Source organism: Micrococcus sp. HG099 (genome assembly GCF_024723355.1).
Classification (GTDB): Bacteria; Actinomycetota; Actinomycetes; order Actinomycetales; family Micrococcaceae; genus Micrococcus; species Micrococcus endophyticus.
Window position 1 is genome coordinate 1 of record NZ_JANQCJ010000219.1, and the last position, 1993, is coordinate 1993.

General features: G+C 74.5%; 1 pseudogene. It reads right to left on the reverse strand.

Going from position 1 to position 1993, the window contains the following annotated elements:
- Nucleotides 1-1993 (reverse strand): annotated as a pseudogene (locus tag NWP10_RS11735) (DNA polymerase III subunit alpha); the annotation flags it as partial.

The window sequence follows — 1993 nt, forward strand, 5'->3', positions numbered from 1 at the left end:
ACCATGAGGCGGGCCGGGTACATGCCGGGGTCGTGCTCCAGGATCGCGGCCATGAACGCCTCGGGGTGGTGCGTCTTGAGCCAGGCCGAGTGGTAGGTGGGCACGGCGAAGGCCGCGCCGTGGGCCTTGCAGAACCCGAAGGAGCCGAAGGCGGCCAGCGTGGCCCAGACCTCGTCGATGACGTCCAGGGAGTAGCCCCGGGCGAGGGCGCCGGCGCGGAAGGCCTCCTCCACGCGGTGCTCCTGCGGGCCGCCGAGGAGGCGGCGGTGCTCGTCGGCGCGGGCCAGCCCGCAGCCCGTCATCACGTCCATGGTCCGCAGCACCTGCTCGTGGAAGACCGTGACCCCGTGGGTCTCGGCGAGGACGGGGCGCAGGTCCGGGTGCGGGTAGCGGGCGGGGGCCCAGCCGTGCCGCTGCTCGAGGAAGGGCCGGACCATGTCCGACTGCATGGGGCCGGGCCGGAACAGGGAGATGTCCACCGTGAGGTCGTTGAACTCGCGGGGGGCGAGCTTGCCCACGAGCTCGCGCTGGCCGGGGGACTCGATCTGGAAGCAGCCGAGAGTGTGGGTGGTGCGGATCATCGCGTAGGTGGCCGGGTCGTCGAGGGGCACCTGCTCGAGGTCCACCCGCTCCCCCGTGGTCCGCTCCACCTCGGCGAGCGTGTACGCGATGGCGGACTGCATGCGCACGCCGAGGATGTCGAGCTTGAGGAAGCCCATGGGGTCCATGTCGTGCTTGTCGAACTGGCTCATGGGCAGGCCCATCCCGGAGGGCTGGACGGGGGTGCGGTGCAGCAGGGCGGCGTCCCCCAGGATCACGCCGCAGGGGTGCATGGAGATGTGGCGGGGCAGCCGGTCGAGGCGCTCGGTGAGGTCCACGAGCAGGTCCAGCTGACGGCTGCCCTCGGCGCGGCCGGACTCGATGCGGCGGGAGAGCCCGCCGAGCTCGGGCATGCGCTCGAGCGCCTCCCGGAAGCTGGAGGCGGAGAAGCGCCAGAGCTGCTTGGCGATGCCGTCCACCTCGGGCTCGGGCATGCCGAGGGCCAGGCCGGCGTCCCGGACGGCGCCGCGGGCCCGGTAGGCGTTCTGCATGCTCATCAGGGTGGTGCGCTCGGCGCCGAAGCGCTCGAAGACGGCCCGGTAGATCTCGTGGCGGCGGGCGGACTCCACGTCGATGTCGATGTCCGGGAGGGTGGAGCGGGCGTCGGAGAGGAAGCGCTCCATGATCAGGCCGTTGGCCACGGGGTCCACGTTCGAGATGCGCAGCGCGTGGTTGACGAGGGAGGACGCGCCGGAGCCGCGGGCGGCCACGCGCACGCCCATGCCCTCGATGAGGTCCACGACGGCGGCGACGGTGAGGAAGTAGGAGGAGAAGCCCAGGCGCGTGATGATGCCCAGCTCGTGCTCGGCCCGGGCTTCGAGGTCGCGGGCCTCGGCGGCGGAGGTGAGGCGGCCACCGGCGTGGAGGCGGGGGTAGCGGGCGACGAGGCCGGCGTAGGTGCGCTCGCGCAGCACGCGCTCCGGAGGCCCCTCGATGCCGATGACGGCGGCCTCGGGCACGCGGGGCACGCCCCAGCCGAGGTCGGCCTCGGGGTCGAGGACGCAGGCCTCGGCGAGGCGGCGGGTGGCCTCCAGCAGCGGGGCGGCGTGCTCGTCCGCGGCGCTCGCCACCTCGTGGGCGACCCGGTGCATGGCGGCGGTGGGCTTGAGCCAGCCCTGGCCGTTGGGCTGGAGGTCGTGGACGGCGTCGAGGGAGCTGAGGGCGCGCACGGCGTCGAGGACGTCGGCGGTGGCGGCCCCGTCCGGGCCCGCGTAGCGCACGGCGTTGGTGAGGACCGCGGGCACGCCGGCCCGGCGGGCGGTGCGCAGTGCCTTCACCGCGTGGCCGGCGTCGAGGCGCCGGCCGGGGGTGGAGAGGTGGGTGACGACGTCGGCGTGGAGGCTGCCGGCGGGCAGGGCCTCCTTCCAGCGGCGCAGGGCGGCGAGGCCGGCGG